Annotated in this window: 15 protein-coding genes; 7 read left to right on the top strand and 8 right to left on the bottom strand. The window is 43.9% G+C overall.

All coding sequences use genetic code 11. From position 1 onward, the window contains the following. Positions 1–61: 61 nt before the first annotated feature. The 3 genes from FE810_RS06520 (at position 62) to FE810_RS06530 (ending at position 4582) form a co-directional block, all read left to right on the top strand. Positions 62–1351, top strand: coding sequence for an NCS2 family permease (locus tag FE810_RS06520; RefSeq protein WP_138319214.1), 1290 nt, complete (start codon positions 62–64; stop codon positions 1349–1351). A 101-nt stretch (positions 1352–1452) separates the two neighbouring features. After that, entirely contained in the window at positions 1453–2226 is a 774-nt protein-coding gene (locus FE810_RS06525) for an outer membrane protein OmpK (protein WP_138319215.1), read from the top strand. A gap of 196 nt (positions 2227–2422) precedes the next feature. After that, on the top strand, positions 2423–4582 hold the full coding sequence (locus FE810_RS06530) for a S46 family peptidase (protein ID WP_138319216.1): 2160 nt from the start codon (positions 2423–2425) through the stop codon (positions 4580–4582). Positions 4583–5242: 660 nt separating this feature from the next. On the opposite strand, the gene FE810_RS06535 is transcribed toward FE810_RS06530, so the two are convergent. The 8 genes from FE810_RS06535 to FE810_RS06570 all read right to left on the bottom strand — a co-directional run bounded on the left by FE810_RS06535 (position 5243) and on the right by FE810_RS06570 (position 11061). Further along, complete coding sequence (locus tag FE810_RS06535) at positions 5243–5794, bottom strand: GNAT family N-acetyltransferase (RefSeq protein WP_138319217.1); 552 nt, start codon at positions 5792–5794, stop codon at positions 5243–5245. A gap of 350 nt (positions 5795–6144) precedes the next feature. Then, positions 6145–6522 carry a hypothetical protein gene (locus FE810_RS06540; protein ID WP_138319218.1) on the bottom strand — a complete coding sequence of 126 codons (378 nt, stop codon included), beginning with the start codon at positions 6520–6522 and terminating at the stop codon, positions 6145–6147. Positions 6523–6652: 130 nt separating this feature from the next. Then, a complete protein-coding gene (gene sigZ / locus FE810_RS06545) occupies positions 6653–7252 on the bottom strand; it encodes an RNA polymerase sigma factor SigZ (protein WP_138319219.1) in 600 nt (199 codons plus the stop codon). 22 nt (positions 7253–7274) lie between these two features. Next, positions 7275–7928, bottom strand: coding sequence for a DUF2987 domain-containing protein (locus FE810_RS06550; RefSeq protein ID WP_138319220.1), 654 nt, complete (start codon positions 7926–7928; stop codon positions 7275–7277). 130 nt (positions 7929–8058) lie between these two features. Beyond that, positions 8059–8880, bottom strand: a complete 822-nt coding sequence (locus FE810_RS06555; RefSeq protein ID WP_171022278.1) for a glucosaminidase domain-containing protein — start codon at positions 8878–8880, stop codon at positions 8059–8061. Between the two features lie 11 nt (positions 8881–8891). Further along, complete coding sequence (locus FE810_RS06560) at positions 8892–9683, bottom strand: hypothetical protein (RefSeq protein ID WP_138319222.1); 792 nt, start codon at positions 9681–9683, stop codon at positions 8892–8894. Between the two features lie 173 nt (positions 9684–9856). Next, positions 9857–10492 carry a LysE family translocator gene (locus FE810_RS06565; protein ID WP_138319223.1) on the bottom strand — a complete coding sequence of 212 codons (636 nt, stop codon included), beginning with the start codon at positions 10490–10492 and terminating at the stop codon, positions 9857–9859. A gap of 8 nt (positions 10493–10500) precedes the next feature. Continuing rightward, positions 10501–11061 carry a DUF1415 domain-containing protein gene (locus tag FE810_RS06570; protein ID WP_138319224.1) on the bottom strand — a complete coding sequence of 187 codons (561 nt, stop codon included), beginning with the start codon at positions 11059–11061 and terminating at the stop codon, positions 10501–10503. A gap of 146 nt (positions 11062–11207) precedes the next feature. Here FE810_RS06570 and FE810_RS06575 point away from each other — a divergent pair, with 146 nt between their 5' ends. From FE810_RS06575 to FE810_RS06590, 4 genes are all read left to right on the top strand, one after another. Then, positions 11208–11702, top strand: a complete 495-nt coding sequence (locus FE810_RS06575) for a DUF2937 family protein (RefSeq protein ID WP_138319225.1) — start codon at positions 11208–11210, stop codon at positions 11700–11702. Positions 11703–11770: 68 nt separating this feature from the next. Beyond that, a complete protein-coding gene (locus FE810_RS06580; RefSeq protein ID WP_138319226.1) occupies positions 11771–13558 on the top strand; it encodes an FAD-dependent oxidoreductase in 1788 nt (595 codons plus the stop codon). After that, positions 13555–15399, top strand: a complete 1845-nt coding sequence (locus FE810_RS06585) for a 2-oxoacid:acceptor oxidoreductase subunit alpha (protein ID WP_138319227.1) — start codon at positions 13555–13557, stop codon at positions 15397–15399. Before FE810_RS06580 ends, FE810_RS06585 begins: the two co-directional genes overlap by 4 nt. After that, positions 15396–16448, top strand: a complete 1053-nt coding sequence (locus FE810_RS06590; RefSeq protein ID WP_138319228.1) for a 2-oxoacid:ferredoxin oxidoreductase subunit beta — start codon at positions 15396–15398, stop codon at positions 16446–16448. Before FE810_RS06585 ends, FE810_RS06590 begins: the two co-directional genes overlap by 4 nt.

Here is a 16448-nt window from a genome sequence, read left to right on the forward strand (position 1 = left end):
AAGATGTAATTTAGCTACATCTTTGGGTAAAATGCCGCAATTTTTTTGTAAGGACCAATCGATGTTTGAGAAACTTTTTAAGCTTTCACAACACAATACCAGTGTAAAGCAAGAAGTGATTGCCGGGTTCACCACCTTCTTGACCATGGCATATATTATCTTCGTTAACCCGAGCATGTTGGCGATGACCGGCATGGACCAAGGCGCAGTATTCGTGGCCACTTGTCTTGCTGCCGCCATCGGCTGTTTAATTATGGGGCTGTATGCCAACTACCCTATCGCACTAGCGCCAGGTATGGGATTAAACGCTTTTTTTACGTTCACCGTCGTGATGGAACTCGGCTATAGCTGGAATGTGGCATTAGGTGGTGTATTTATCTCCGGTGTTATCTTTACCGCTTTAAGTGCATTTAAAGTACGAGAATGGATCATTAATTCCATTCCACATGCCCTGCGCTTTGGTATCGCTGCGGGCATCGGTTTATTCCTCGCATTAATCGCTTTGAAAAGTGCCGGCATTATTGTTGCCAGTGACGCAACCCTTGTTACCTTAGGCAGCGTGACAGACTTTGAACCATTAATGGCAATCTTAGGATTGTTCTTAATCGTCGGTTTGATTTCTTTAAACATTAACGGCGCGGTAATGATCTCTATTTTGGTGATCACTGTCCTTGGTCTGATATTTGGAGCTGTCGAATATGCCGGTATTGTGACCATGCCGCCATCTTTAGCACCAACGTTTATGGAACTGGATATTGCTGGTGCCTTTGAAGTAGGCATGTTAAGCGTTATCTTTGCCTTCTTATTTGTCGATTTATTCGATACCTCAGGCACATTAATCGCCGTAGCACAACGCGGTAAGCTTCTAGATAAAGATGGTAACCTGCCAAACCTTAAAAAGGCACTATTTGCCGATTCTGGCGCAACCATCGCAGGTTCTTTGTTGGGGACATCAACAACCACAAGTTATGTTGAAAGTACCGCGGGTGTCAGTGCCGGTGGTCGCACAGGCCTTACAGCAGTAACGGTTGCCATTTTATTCCTATTGGCGCTTTTCTTCTCACCACTCGCATCAATGGTTCCAGCATACGCAACCGCAGGTCCACTATTTTTTGTCGGTGTGTTAATGGTTGCAGGCTTGGTCAATGTTAAATGGGATGATCTCATGGACGCGGTACCTGTCACGGTTATTGTGGTTACCATGCCATTAACCTTTTCGATTGCCGACGGTATCGCCTTTGGTTTTATCAGTTATGCCGGAGTTCGTATTTTTAGTGGTCGATTGAATGAAATCAGCCCCGCGGTATGGTTATTGTCAGCTCTGTTTATCGCGAAATTTGCTTTCGCTTAACACCAATCTTTAGTTAAAAATCACTAAGGTGGCTTCAGTTCATGCAGTATTCACTGCCACATTGGAGTCACTGAACTTTGTAGTATTTTGGGAATGCACACATGTTAAATCTTAAGCACGTATTTGCTGGCCTGGTTGCCAGTGCATCTTTTGTCACCACTTCAGTAAATGCTGAAATGTTCTGGAGTGACAACTCCATTTCATTATTAAAAAATCAAAACCAATACCAAGTCACCGAAAATGATGACGTCAATGTCATCACAATTGAACACGCATCTGGCCATAATTGGGGTGATGTGTTTTTCTTTGTTGATCGTTTAGATGCCAAAGCCGATATCAATAATCTGGCCAGCAAAGAAACCTATTCGGAGCTGTCGCCTCGTTTAAGTTTAAGCTACCTAAGCGACTCAAAACTGGAATACGGTTTTGTAAAAGACGTATTTATTGCAACGACCTGGGAGCACTCGACATTAGATGTTTCTGGTGTGTTTTCACAAAGCTTCGACAACTATCTGGTGGGTGTTGGTGCCGATTTCGCGGTTCCGGGTTTTGCTTACTTTAATGCCAATATCTATCAAGCGAACAATGAATTGACAGATAATGACCAGCAGCTAACGATTGTGTGGGGTTACCCTTTCTCGATAGGCTCTGCGGATTTCATGCTTGACGGTTATATCGATTGGTCTGCGGCGGCTGACGACCATGCGGCGGATTTTCATTTTAACCCACAACTGCGTATGGATGTTGGTAAATACTTCGGTGTACCTAAGAAATTTGAAGCAGGTATCGAGTACTCATACTGGCACAATAAATTCGGTATCCCAGGTATCGATAACGAATCAACATTAAACTGGATGGTAAAGGTTCACCTTTAATTCCAGCTTAAGTTTTCAAAAAGCCAGCACTACGCTGGCTTTTTTGTGTTTATAAAAAATTCTCCCCTGCATTTCGCTCGTTTTATAGTCAGCGCAAACAGTTTGTTACAAATCTTCAGCAGCAATAAATCAATGGCTAATGCCGCCCTATCGCATTTGCTGTAGCATTATCAGGTTTCATTTTAAGGAAGTAACTATGAAAAAACTCTTAACCTCTTGCCTGGCCTTATTAAGCATTGCCAGTCAGGCTGATGAAGGAATGTGGCAACCTAATCAGCTACCTGAAATTAGCCAGCAGTTAAAACAGGCTGGCCTGAAATTAGATCCTAATGATCTTACCAACCTCACTGGCTTTCCAATGGGAGCTATCGTCAGTCTTGGTGGATGCACTGCCTCATTTGTTTCTGAAAAGGGTCTTGTAGCAACAAACCACCACTGTATCTATGGCTCAATTCAGTACAACTCTACGGAAGAAAACAATCTGTTGCGCGATGGCTTTTTGGCCAAAAGCTTCGATGATGAACTTCAGGCAACGCCAGGCAGCCGAATTTATGTTACCGAAGAAATCAATGAGGTAACTGAGCGGGTTAATGCGGGCCTGAATGAAAGTATGGAAGGCGCTGAGCGCTATAAGGTTATCGACCAAAATCGTAAAGACTTGGTTAGCGAATGTGAAGCCGACGATAAATATCGTTGTCGGGTCGTGAATTTCCATGGCGGCTTGCAATATTTCTTATTCAAACAGCTGACCATTCGCGATGTTCGTCTTGTCCATGCCCCAGCGATGAGTGTGGGTAAATACGGCGGCGATATCGATAACTGGATGTGGCCTCGTCATACCGGTGATTATGGATTCTATCGAGCGTATGTTGGTAAAGATGGCCAGCCGGCGGACTACCATGAAGACAACGTACCCTACGAGCCAAAGCATTACTTAAAAGTGAACAAAGCTTCGGTAGAAGATGGCGATTACATCATGGTACTTGGTTACCCTGGACGTACAAACCGCTACCGTGTTGCCAACGAAGTGGAGAACCAGTTTACCTGGACTTACCCTCACGCGAAAACGATGCGTGAAGACCTTATCAATCTGATTAAATCGAACTCAGAACCGGGTGGCGATGCTCGCATTAAATATGAGAGCACACTCGCCAGCCTTGCCAACTATGCTAAAAACTACGGCAGTATGATCCGCAGTTATCAAAAGGGCGATACCTTAGAGCGCAAGCAAACATTGGAAGCGGATTTAACCCAGTGGATTAATGCCGATAGCAAGCGTAAAGCTCAATATGGCAATGCTCTTCCCGGCTTAAACAAACTCATTACCCAAAGCCAGACGCATCAGTCTCGTGACCTTATCTTAGGTTACATGCGTTACGGCGCACTATATAACAGTGCCAATCGTTTATATCGCTGGTCGATTGAGCAAGACCTTGACGATGCGGCTCGCAAAAGCGGTTACCAGAACCGAGATAAGAATCGTTTTGTTCAAGGCATGAAAACCATCAATCGTCGTTATGATGAAGTGATTGATAAAGCGATCATGACGACATTATTAAGCGATTACGCAAAACTTCCGGCAAGCGAGCGTTTAGCGAGCCTGGATAAATTCTTCGGTATCGATAACGGTGCCGATGAAGCGAAAATCGCTAAACAACTCGATACAATGTACGCGAAAAGCACGTTAGCTGAACAAGAGCAACGTCTAATGTGGATGGAAAAGTCCGCCCAAGATTTTGCTGACAGCAAAGACCCGTTCATTCAATTGGCGGTGGCGACTTACAATGATCGCAAGGGGTTAGAACAAAGCAGCGAAGCGTTAAACGGCGAAATTCAAGCCTATCGTCCGAAGTTCATGGAAGCACTAATCGCCTATTACAAAGATAAGAACCTTCCGGTATATGCCGATGCGAACTCTACTTTGCGTATTACCTACGGCAACGTAAAAGGCTATTCACCTCAGGATGGTTTATGGGCAACACCGTTTACCCGCCTTGAAGGTATAGCGGCGAAAAACACTGGCGAAGTGCCATTTAACGCTTCAGACAAACAGCTTTCGTTAATCGCGAATAAAGAATACGGCGATTATGCACGCCCAGAGCTAGGTTCTGTACCGGTTAACTATTTAGGTACGTTAGATATCACCGGCGGTAACTCAGGCTCGCCAACGCTTAATGACAAAGCCGAATTTGTCGGTTTAGTGTTTGACGGTGTTTACGAAAGTATCATTGGCGACTGGGATTACGATCCTTCTTTGAACCGTTCAATCCATGTCGATGTTCGCTACATGTTATGGGTGATGGAGCATATCGATGGTGCGACCAACCTGATTGATGAAATGGATATCGTTGAATAATCCAGGCGCAGCACTCGCCAGGAACAGGACTTAACTCTTAATGAGTTTGTTGCGTCTATCGGATGAACTCATAGCCAATAACGGGAATTAATATTCCCTCAAGGTTGAAGGTCGCAGGTTTCAGGTCTAAGAAAAAGCCTTAAAACCTGCGTCATTCCCTGCCACGACACGGAATCTATCGTCACCCGGTTGAACCGCGGCTATGTGCCAACAACGGGAGTTGAAACTCCCTTAGTACGTATCGTAAACGATACTCCGGGCACGTGACGGAAATCGTCACTTCGAGTTAAAAACAAAAAACCTGAGTCATTCCCTGACACTACAGGGAATCTATCGTCACCCGGTTGAACCGCGGCTATGTGCCAACAACGGGAGTTGAAACTCCCTTAGTACGTATCGTAAACGATACTCCGGGCACGTGACGGAAATCGTCACTTCGAGTACACAATCGAAGATTGTTTCGGGTACGCGACACAAAACGTCGCTTCGAGTTAAAAACAAAAAACCTGAGTCATTCCCTGACACTACAAGGAATCTATCACTATAAGACTGAACCGCGGCTATGTGTCACTAGCTTCCCGTTAGCAATTGCTAATATACAATGAATTTGGAGTGTTAACGCCATAGTCTCTTGTTAGGAGTATGTTGAACTAAAGCCTATCAGATTTGAGTAACCTCTGGTTTTAGAAATAAGCCTAGAATGCTCCCGAAAAGTTTTTTATACATAGATTCTATTTCAATTTTAGTAATCGCACCGCCAAATATTAGCATCTCAAGATTTTCGCCTGGCTCCTTAACTGTGAAGCCGGAAGATAAAAACCCATTATTTTCATAAAAAGCTTTACGTTTTACTCGTTGTTTATAATTACTTGCTTCATCCTCTATAACCTCAATATTTAAAACAATCCTTTTACCTGAGTGTAAGCTTTTTAAGGAATCAAGCACTTGACTACCAAACCCTTTTGAGCGGTTAAACTCTGCAATTGCAAGAGACTGAATAAAAACAATATCTTCATATTCGGTTATATGAATAAGGCCAATCCAAACATTTTCAGAATACAAAGCACTAAGCCCAATTTTTCCATTTCTTAGCTTATATTTGAGCAACCATTTAGGTACTTTCCTCGCTTCAGGGAATGCTTCCTTATAAAGGTCTATTACCTCAATATAATTAGCGTTATTGCTATTTACAGGATAGAAAGTGATGTTCATAAGGAATACTCATAAGCGTTTACTATGTAGACGGAATAGTAATTTACGCCTATTAAGGCACAATAAAATACCAGAAAAAGTTTAAATATCAATTGGTTAAAATTTCCACTTCGCTAATATTTCAGTACCTTGCAGATATTATTTAGCCAAGCGATATAAAGTATTTTCTTTAAATTCATTGGGTTAGTTGATGTTTCGACAAACTTGTGGGTTACAGTGACTTGTTAGCAATATCCGTTTTTGCGAACGATGAATGACTGTAGAGCGCTCATTCAGCCTCTGGCTATTCATTTAAATTGCAAGGTTACTACGACCGACGAAACGTGCCAAACTCCTACTATTCATAATATTTAATTTAACCGGTGAGCTTTTTGAACTTTAAGATCTACGTAAAGTAATATGATTGCACTACCTGATAATATCAGAACGAATAAATGGGTAATTAAAGGACGAGAATCTTGTATAAAAACTGTGGCCACTTCACCAACAAAAATGGCTATTAACTCTAAACCAGCCAATAAATATGCCCAGCCAAATTTTCTCTTTAACCCCTGCACTATTGCAATGTTTAATGCTATCAATGCGATAGAAATAGGTGTAAAAAAATAAAAATCATTAATGCTTGCTTGTTCTGTTACTAGCCCTACGACCCCTGCGATATGTCCTATAGTAGTCGCCAGAATGATTAATAAAGTTAAGAGGCTAAATCCTAATACAATGTTTCTCATTCATTATTCCTTTAGTTTAAGTTCGTTATATGAACTGTTCCAAGTGCCGTATTACTTTGTTTATAGACATTAACCTTTTCAATGAGTTAACGTCAAATTGCAATCGAATTTAACGACGTTACCGGGTTAATCAACAAGGCTTATCACAACCTTTGGGCTTTTCGTGCCATTCCATCATATTGCCTTGTGCATCTAACTCAAACTGGCAACAGCGGTTAAACAGGCCGCGGAGTAATTCACGGCTTTTCTGGGTACGGGATTTTAAGGTGGAATATGCAATGCCATGTTGCTCGGCATAATCTTTTTGGCTTTGACCATGCAAATCGATGGCGGTGAGGATATCTCTCGATTCTTGCGGTAAGGCTTCGATGAAGGGTTCAAGGCAGTCTTCAAGGCCTGTGAGCGGGCTCTCCAACGTTTTTGAGTCAGCATTAGCGAAAGAATCGAGCAGGTTTTCGTCTATCCCTGTGATAACTACCTTGTTCTCTCTGCCCTGTTTACGGTAATAATCAATAATAGTGTGGTTAGCAATTTGAAACAGCCAGGGTTTAATTTTTGATATATCGTTAAGAGTGGATATTTGCTGATAACTTTTTAGAAGAATGTCCTGGAGTAAATCGTCAACCTGATTAGGATCTGAGATTTTGCGATGCAAAAATCGCTTTAATTGCTCGCTAAACTGATTCCAGATGGTGACAATATCATTACGGATTTCTGTCTTAGCTGGCATTTCATTACCTAAGAAGATTAATCTAGTCTTTTGCAACCCATGGCGATATGACAATCGGCGGCTGGCTAAACTGCAATGCCATTTCTGACGATGTTTGCCCTTCATCGATTGCCAGAGTGCACTGCAGTTGTTCGCAATTAAGTGCCTCTTGCAACGTCTCATCGATATACGACAGGCTGTTGTCGTTGACCAATTTAAAGTTTAATCCCTGCACATCCGGCATCATAAACCAGAGAAAGCCGCCAAACTCATCCATTAGGGTTTGCATTTGTTCACGATACGCAGACAACTCAGCAAAACTAAATGCGGTTTTGCTGACATCTTTGACCTGAATTTGCATTTGCAGCGTACAATTTTGTCTAGGATCTTCTAAGTTGACCCGTAAAATCGCAAATCTGTCATAAAGCTTTTTATCAAAGGGAATGATTAGTTTTCCGTCATCGCCGGTATCAGCAGGCATCTCCGAAATTCCTGGACCAAAAAAGAATGCGTCTTCGATGGCACAGCGCTCACGATTATATGAATCAACCAGATAAAACCCCATGGTTATCTGATCCAACTCGTTTTCTTCTATCACCTCAAGGCGCTGATAAAAACCCTTATATTCGAGATCCACTGCCTGCGCATGAATACTTGCAAGGGCCAACAATAGCGAGGTGGTAAGTTTTTTTATCATGACAAGATAGGCCTGTTAATTTTAAATGTTGTGTTCATTGGATTATCGCCACTATAGCGGTTGCAGTTTTTACCTTAGTGCCTCAGTGAGCAATCTAAACGGAGAAATCCAGATTGCCCAGAAATAGATTCTAAGCTTTAAAATACCGTTGATTTTGACGCAACATGGTATGGATCTCAACGATATAATCGATGCCCCGCTGTGAGTATGGCAATAACCCGGTTGCCAACACATCCGCTTGCAACGGCAAATCATTTTCGCGTAACTGGCCACGAATAGAGCGGAACATATCATAAGCATAATGACTGTTAAGATTGTGAAAATAGAACCTTAACATTTGCTGAACACTGTCGAATGTCGCCACTTCATGACGGGCACCATGATCCCGGCCTTTTGGGATCATTCCACAATTGCGTTTAAAACACCAAAGGCCGAAAAAATTCAAGCCTTGCTGGGCAAACCTCGAACTGCCCCAGGCAGATTCGTTCGCCGCTTGCACCATAACCAGTTCCATTGGGATTTGATCAACGCGCAATAATAATTGCTCAAATAATTCGTTCAGATCGCCGCGGGTCTGAAGATTATAGGCTTCAACCATTTCCGCGATAAACTCTTTTTGCGGCAAAGATAGCGACTGATTGCGCAGGTATTGATTCTGGCTATCGAGCACTTTTTCGCGAAGTGCAAGCAAGCGCTGGTTTTCAGCGATAATTGCAGGTCGTAGGAAATCGAAAAACTGTTGCTTACGTACCGTGACATCAGCAATGCTGGCAAAATCTGGAATATCCACATCGTGATAACGAACTACTTGCGATTGTGCAGGCACATTGCTTGGCTTTTGACTGTCAGCACCGGTTTCAGTTAATGCAGATTGTTGTGACCAGAAATACACTGGCTGAGCCATCATATACACTGCAACGCTGGCAATTATAAGTAAACTTAGCTTTTTCATAGGAGTATTCATCAGGCTGAAAAGAAACTTTCGCCTGTCCCCTCGGCATTATCGTCTAGCACCTGCATACGAACACCAAATATTTGGCGATACAAAATGCCTTTCACATAATAAAAGAATGGAGCAATCCAACTCAGACCTAATACCGCAATCACAGCGGCAGGAATAACGCCAAAATTTTGAGCCGCAATGACTACGATAAATGCCAAAGGCAGAAATATCGCCATCACAAAAAGATAGACCTGGAAAATTTTAAGCCATTGAAAACGAGTCGCCTTTAACGACAGGATAATTGCTTGATTTGGACTCAGGTTCTTCTCAGCCACTAACGGGCCGGTGAATGACAACGCAACCGCGAGATAAATGCCAGGTACCAACAAAAGCATTAAACCCAAGTTCGTTAGACACATTACAATTAAGCTGGCTAATGCAATAAAAGCACTTTTGCGTAAGAAGGAGAATATCATTGCAGGCTTTGCTTGCATGCCGATGGCAAAGGAAATCCCCATCATCTCTAGCCCAACAATAAGGGGAGACAATAAGGTGGTGACAATCATATTCAGACCTGAGAATATTTTTTGATCGGCCATTACGGCATCAATGCCGCCCATTGTCTCAGCGAAAGCCATCATCAACACCATAGTTGCCGCCATAATGATCATTACAGCAAGCATTATGGCTTGTCTATTGGCCTGGGTGAGCTTCCAAGCTTCTTTGATAATTCCCGCGACATCAATCTTATAGTCGCCAGAAACGGCTTTTTCCGGGGTGCCGCCAATTTGGATATAGCGCTTTTCGTTCATTCAGCTTTATTGTTTACGAATAAATTTTTGGCGATTATACAGCAAACTTTAGCAAAACTCACCTCAAGGCCACCCGACAAGTTTGTAATTAAATGTAATATCGAGGGTTTTTCCGTGTAAGTCATCGTGATGGAAGGCAAAACATCGTGTTCGGTCATTGCAAATGTTAGTGATTACAGCTGCCAGATAATCCGCAGGGCCAGCAGAATCAATACCACACCCATCACACGTTCAATTAGGTAGCGTTGGTTTTGCAGTCTTTGCTGATATTTTTTAATGGTAAACAACCAGGACACAAGGCAAAACCAGGCAGCCGTCGCCAACATCATATAAAAACCATAGGACGCCTGTACCCAAAGAGGAGTTGTTACGGAAACGACGACCGAAAACAACGCAACGAAAAACAAAGTTGCTTTTATGTTTAATCCATTGACCACAAACCCTAAGGCAAATGCTCGCCATTTTGATTGGTGAGCGATGGACGCTTTCGCATCAACCTGTACCAATTCACCATCACTTGATTTAGCCGTCAGACCGCCCCACCCCAAATACGCCAGATAACCCGCCGCAATAATACTTAACCCGCGGATATATTCAGGATTAGAAGCAATAATTAAACCGATTCCCAACAAGGAATATGTCACATGCAAACCAATGCCAGCACCCACACCAAGGCTGGTTAATAGGGCAAACTGACGGCCACGGGTTAGGCTTTGCTTTAGGACAATCGCAAAATCTGGCCCTGGGCTTGCGACCGCTAAAAAATGCACCACAGCAATGGTGAGAAATTCTTGCCAATATAAAGACATATCAAGTTTTATGGTTTGTTTTTATTGCTTGGATGAATAGATGCTAAATAGTCGATAAAAAATTGTCGACCTTTTTGTTCACACAATTCAATATTGCGCTCAGGGATGGCTTCTGGATCTGGATGAGCACTAACCGCGCGAGTCATCGACTCTTCCCTGAGGATATGCAAAATTGGCCAGGGAGCTCGATTGGTATAGTTTGATACATCCTCAGCGCTGGTATCAGCAAAACAATAATCGGGATGAAAACTGGCGATTTGAAATACCCCTTCAAGCTTGGTCATTTTTAGCCACTGCTGGGCCAGGTCTAACAAATCCAGATAATCATCAAAAAAGGCGTAACCATCCGCCAAAATCACTAATGTGGTTTCCACGTCCGGATGATTTTGAAGATACTGTAATTCTTCCGCTAACAGAGTTAACGCTTTCTCGTCATCTAAATCCTGCCCTACTTGGTAGCGTACAGTATTGTTAATCACTTCTTTTTTAGCAAAAGGACAGAAATTAAGGCCGACAACCAGGTCGTTCACCCATTTTTGGCATTGTTCAACGATGAGTTTTTCGTTCATAAGGAAAGGTTTTAAAGAGATATAGGCGAGATTATAACACTAGGCCATGACAAACCTGTATAAAAAGCGTGATTAACACGGTTGTTATTTCTGTTCAGGTACGGGTAATATGGAGGTACAAATAAAATAACAAGAGAGTCATTACAGTGTATCGCCTCATTGCCAGTTTGTCCGACAAACTCATGTTCACTGTTAGCTGTTTGCTAGGAATGCAGATACCGGCATTTATTAATGCCTATCAGCAACGCCTGGCCGGACATCTTGATGAAGCTCACCTGCAACTGCAAAACTTTCAGTCTATTGCCGATAAATATCATCAAGGTGATATCTCGCAATTGCTATCTGCCTATCGTGCTAGCGCGGATCCCGGGATCAATGCCAGTGCCGAATTAGTGCTAAACCTGATTGACCGAATCGCGCTACTTACCAGTCATTTGGCCAACCTTACTCAGGGAGATTATGTCCATCAGGTGTATTATTTTCTGACCGGCATGGACTCAGCTATTGCCAAAGCCACACTGCATGACTTTCAACTCGCGCTGCCCATGCAGGCAAGCGCCCTTGCAACCGGTCTAATGCTCGCCATTGTGTCAACATTTGTGTTCAGCCAAACCTTAGGGAAATTTTCCCCGCAAAGTTAAAATAGGAAACAACTGATTATATTGTGTACAGTTAATGTATCGGATCACAATAATGATCAGGGTTAACTTTGAAAAAGACCGACGTTAATCACTACCAACATTACTTAAACGTTGTTGATTGCCAACAAGCCTGCCCCGCACACACTCCTGTGCCTGAATATATTCGTCTGATCACGCAAAAGCGTTTTGGCGATGCCTATATGTTGAACTGGCAATCGAATGTATTTCCGGGCATTCTCGGCCGGGTCTGCGATCGTCCTTGTGAGCCGGCATGTCGTCGTACCCGAGTCGAAGACAAAGCCGTTGCTATCTGTCGCTTGAAACGTGTTACCGCAGATTATAAAGAGGATATCCGCGAGCGCCTGCCCAAAGCACCGAAACAGACCAACGGTAAACGCATTGCTCTGATTGGTGCGGGCCCCGCGTCTTTAACTGTTGCCAGAGATCTGCTGCCGCTAGGTTATCAAATTGATCTGTTTGAGCGCGACAGTAAGGCCGGTGGCATGATGCGCAGCCAAATTCCACAGTTTCGATTACCCCACCAAGTGTTAGATGAAGAGCTGGATTACATTCTCGATATGGGGGTCAATACCCACTTTGATCATCCAATCAAAAGCCTTGAATCCCTATTGAGTCAGGATTACCACGCCATTTTTATCGGTACCGGTGCGCCAAAAGGCAGACATTTGCACCTGCCAGGTTTTGATGATTGCAAAGACGACATAAACATTGGTATCGACTGGCTCAGTGGTGTCAGTTTTGGCCACATAACCCAAGCCCCAAAACGGGTCGTGGTGCTTGGCGGAGGCAATACCGCGATGGATTGCTGTCGCACGGCCAAGCGTTTGGGAGCAACGGACGTAAAGGTTTTGGTGCGTTCCAGCTTTGAAGCGATGAAAGCGTCTCCGTGGGAAAAAGAAGATGCGATAGCAGAAGCCATCGAGATCCTTGCGGATCATAGCCCTCTCAAATATCAACGTAGCGAAGACGGTCATATGCGGGTTTCTTTTGAGAAGGTTATCTCCAGTTATGACAAATCCAACAATCGAACTTTAACCAAAACTGGCGAGACTCTCGATATCGACTGCGATCTGGTTTTGGTGGCAATCGGTCAGGATACCAGTTTTCCGTGGATTGAACGGCATATTGGTTTAAAATTTAATGACTGGTCGCAACCAGTCCTGAATAAAGCAACGCTGCAATCCACCCTGCCCCAAGTGTTTTTTGGTGGCGACAGCGCCTTCGGCCCAGAAAATATTATCACTGCCGTTGCCCACGGCCATAAAGCAGCAATTTCCATTGATTTATATTGTCAGGGCAAGGATCCTGAAAACCGTCCCGATAGCGATTTTAATTTGATTAGTCAGAAAATGGGCATGCATGAATGGCGTTATGATAATCAGATTGAACATCATCAACGCCGAAATGTGCCCCATATTGATTGGCAGCAGGCGAGCCAGGAACTGGCTACGGAAGTCGAACTAGGCTTTGATGAGAAATTGGCACTTAAAGAAGCCCAACGTTGTTTAAACTGTGACATTCAAACGGTGTTTAGCGAATCCAAATGTATCGAATGCTCCGCCTGTGAAGATATTTGCCCCTTAGATTGCATTAATTTTATTGACGACATTCCCCAATCGGGTGATCCCGAAACGCTGCTAAAAGGTAAGCTTCGTGTAGAAAAAGCCCATTCTGAACAGGATTATTTTATCTCTGACAAACTCAATACCGGCCATATCATGGTCAAAGATGAAGACGTCTGTGTGCATTGTGGTTTGTGCGCTGAACGTTGCCCTACAGGGGCCTGGGATATGCAAAAACTGATCTTGAGTAATATTGAGGCGACCATCAAATGACTATCAATAAAAAGAATGAACTCACCAATGATTTTGTAATTCGTTTTGCCAATACCAATGGTACCGGGTCTGCCAGCGCCAATCATATGTTCGCCAAAGCCATCATGCGAATGGGGATCCCGGTAAGCGCGAAAAATATTTTTCCGTCTAATATTCAAGGCTCACCGACCTGGTATGAAGTCAGAGTCAACGAACAGGGATTTCTCTCCAGCCGCGGTGGTCCTGCAGATGTACTGGTGGCAATGAATTCGCAAAGTTTTGCCCGAGATCTTGGTGATTTAAAAGCCGGTGGAACCCTGCTGTACGATAACAGTCGACAGCAAGACTTGACATCAATACCCGAAAACACCACGGCTTTAGGGATCCCGATTGCGGAAATTTGTTTAAAGGAGTATCACGATCCCAGACTCAGACAACTCTTTAAAAACGTGATTTATGTTGGCGCACTGGCGGCATTATTAGATATCGAATTCGAAGTGTTAAAGATCCTGGTTAGCGATCAGTTCAAGGGCAAAGAAAAACTCATTACCCCAAATATTTTTGCTTTAGAATTAGGCTATCAATATGCCCATACCCATTTTGATTGCCCATTAGCTACCCGGGTTGAGCGCCGCGACTTGATCAAAGAGCAAATTCTCGTTGATGGCAACACCGGCTGTGCGCTTGGCGCTGTCTACGCGGGCGTAACCGTTGTAGGTTGGTACCCTATTACGCCGTCTACATCGGTTATCGAAAAGTTTGCCAGCTATTGTCAACGATTACGCATTGATCCGGCAACGGGTAAAAAGAATTACGCCATAGTCCAGGCCGAAGATGAATTGGCCGCAATTGGTATCGCCATTGGTGCCGGTTGGAATGGAGCGAGAAGTTTTACCGCAACCAGTGGTCCAGGGGTGTCTTTGATGTCGGAATTCCTTGGTCTTTCTTATTTTGCTGAGATCCCCGTTGTATTAATGAACATTCAACGGGCAGGCCCTTCAACGGGGATGCCAACCCGCACCCAACAATCGGATATTATCGCCTGCGCTTACGCTTCCCACGGCGATACCAAACACGTCCTGCTATTCCCTAAATGTCCGACAGAATGCTTTGAACTAACCGCCATTGCCTTTGATCTTGCCGACCGATTGCAAACCGCGGTGATATTAATGAGTGACTTAGATCTCGGCATGAATGATCATTTATGTGAGCCATTTCAATGGGATGACGAGCGCCAATATGATTTAGGCAAAGTGCTGAACGAAGCCGAACTGGACGCGATCGAACAATACGGGCGGTATCAGGATATTGACAAGGATGGCATATGTCCTCGCACACTAGCCGGAACACACCCCAATAAAGGCGCATTTTTTACCCGAGGCACCTCCCGAAACCGCAATGCGGTTTACACCGAGCGTTCCGAAGATTATGTCGACAATATGCAGCGCTTAGCACGAAAATATCGCACTGCAGCAGCATTAGTCCCGGAAGCTCAGATACGACAGCAGCATCAGGTTGCCGATATCTCGTTAATTTTCTTTGGTACCAGCGCCCAGGTCATCGACGAAGTTACTGCGATTTTCGCAGAGCAGAATTTAACGGTAGATAGCATGCGCATCCGTGCATTTCCATTCGGTGCAGAAGTTCCTAAGTTTATTGAACAACGCAACAATTGTTTTGTTATCGAGCAAAATCGAGATGGGCAGATGCGCAGCCTGTTAATCAATGAGTTAAACCTATCACCACACTCACTTACCGCCATTCTCAATTATGACGGGCTGCCTCTTACCGCAAGGTCAGTGGTTAGGATGATCTCTGATGCCAGAACAGTCGCTCCAATTCGACAAGGGGGTCAGCGATGAGTTATGCCAAATCCAAGTTTCGTCATCCGAATTTAGAGGTTAACGATATCGGCCTGACCTACCGGGATTACGAAGGCGTAGTATCAACCTTATGTGCCGGCTGTGGCCATGATTCTATTTCAGCGTCTATCATTCATGCCTGTGCGGAATTATCCATTCCGCCCCATAAAATCGCCAAAATGTCTGGTATTGGTTGCTCGTCCAAAGCACCAAACTATTTCTTAAACCGCTCCCATGGGTTTAATTCCGTGCATGGCCGTATGCCATCGGTCACAACCGGTGCAAATTTAGCAAACAAAGATTTATGTTATCTGGCCATGTCCGGCGATGGCGATACGGCATCCATAGGACTTGGTCAGTTTGCCCATGTCATTCGCCGTCGCTTAGATATGGTGTACCTGGTCGCCAATAATGGCGTCTATGGACTCACCAAAGGCCAACTTGCCGCAACATCCGATAAAGGTGCGAAAAACAAAGCAGGCGAAATCAGTCCTTTTAATGAAATCGATTTATGTGTCATGGCATTGCAATTAGGTGCGAGTTTTGTGGCGCGGTGTTTTTCCGGAGATCGAAAACAACTGGTTTCCATTTTAAAGGCAGCAATTTGTCATCAGGGTTTTGCGTTTATCGATATTATTTCCCCCTGTGTAACCTTTAACAATCAGGCAAACTCAAAACGCTCTTATGATTATGTTCAGCAGCATGTTAGTACTGGCGCAGTTAGTGATTTTGTTCCGGTAAAAGATGAAATTAGTTGCGATCTTCCCTCTGGAAATTATCACGACATTTGCCTGCACGACGGCTCTTTGATCCGCTTATATAAAGTCGCAAAGGATTATCGCAGTGATGATAAATTGCATGCGGTAAATATGATTGAAGCGCATAAAGCGAAACAACAGATACTCACCGGCTTATTTTATGTGAACCCTGCGATAGACACCTATCATGAAGTTAACCAAACCTCGGACACCCCCTTAAATCAACTGCGTGAAGATGCCTTGTGTCCTGGGCAGCGAGTGCTTAAAAGTATTAATGGCAGTTTCCGCTAG

The organism is Thalassotalea litorea (genome assembly GCF_005843925.1).
GTDB lineage: Bacteria > Pseudomonadota > Gammaproteobacteria > Enterobacterales > Alteromonadaceae > Thalassotalea_A > Thalassotalea_A litorea_A.